Here is a 1,351-nt window from a genome sequence, read left to right as displayed (position 1 = left end):
GGTGATTCCCGGCACCACGCCGAAGGCTCAGGTACTGGTGGCAGTCAACGAAGAGCAGAAGCTCAGCGATCAACAACTGCTGACTCTGAGCCGCTCCGGTTCGGCGCAGATTGTTCAAGTGATTCTGCCTAAAGACTGCCTGCTGCAAAGCCGCGCACTGCAATCAGGCCTCAGAGAACTCAAAGGCCCGGCAACCTTGGTCAGCGGTATCGGCCCCGGCGCCGTGCTGGCCTGGCGCTGGTTGTCCGAACAGAAGAACGACAAGGCTCAAGCCGTCTCCGTTGACCTGGCTCTGGAAAAGGGTGGCTGCACCCACCTGCTGCCGAAAACCGCTGCTCACGGCCACTGGCTGGTGGCGTGGAACGACAACCCGGACGACACCAGCGCCGGCTTCGTGCGCGATCAACCCAACGCCGAAACCAGCATCAGCGACTACGACATCAACCTGCCACAAGTGCTGAACAACGAACTGCGCAAACTCCTCGTCGGCGGCGACAAAGCCGCCGGTGGCTTGCAGATTCCGGTGGTCGAAGTGCCAGCTGGCCAAGCCAAGGACACCGTCACCCTGTTCCTCTCCGGCGACGGCGGCTGGCGTGACCTCGACCGCGACGTCGCGGGCGAAATGGCCAAGATCGGCTATCCGGTAGTCGGCATCGACACCCTGCGCTACTACTGGCAGCACAAGAGCCCGGAGCAAAGCGCCCTGGACCTCGCCGAACTGATGCAACACTACCGGCAGAAATGGGGCACCAAGCGCTTCATCCTGACCGGCTACTCGTTTGGCGCCGACGTGCTGCCAGCGATCTACAACCGCCTGGCCGAATCGGAACAGCAACGCGTCGACGCCATCATCCTGTTGGCCTTCGCCCGCACCGGCAGCTTCGAAATCGAAGTCGAAGGCTGGCTCGGCAACGCCGGCAAAGAAGCCGCCACCGGCCCAGAAATGGCCAAGCTGCCTCCAGAGAAAGTGGTGTGCATCTACGGTGAAGAAGAAGTCGACGAAAGCGGCTGCACCGACAAGACCGCCGTGGGCGAAGCGATAAAACTGCCTGGCGGGCATCACTTTGATGAGAACTATCCGGCGTTGGCCAAGCGCCTGGTGGACATCATCGAGAAGCGGCAAGCCAAGGAAGAGGCGACGGCGCAGGAGTGATCTGAGCGTCGCGCATGAAAAAGCCCCTGCAGCTGTTTGGTTGTGGGGGCTTTTTTGCATGTGCAAACATATAACAAAAGCAAAACGTCTTGACTCTGCTTGAAACTAGAAACTCCAAGTGTCCACATTCCATGAAACGTGGACACTTTTTTCATTGAGGATATCGAGCCGTCAAGACCGTTCGATTGGTCCTGACCT

General features: G+C 59.6%; 1 protein-coding gene. It reads left to right on the top strand.

Annotated elements, in window-relative coordinates; translation table 11 throughout:
* Positions 1 to 1,153, top strand: a 1,153-nt coding sequence (locus tag AC1DSG_RS31190) for a virulence factor family protein (protein WP_477794297.1), incomplete at its 5' end; no start/stop codon positions are given.
* Positions 1,154 to 1,351 lie beyond the last annotated feature (198 nt).

This window comes from Pseudomonas sp. P5_A12, from assembly GCF_056400685.1.
The sequence above is the reverse complement of the archived record's forward strand: the minus strand, read 5'-3'. Positions and strand labels throughout refer to the sequence as shown.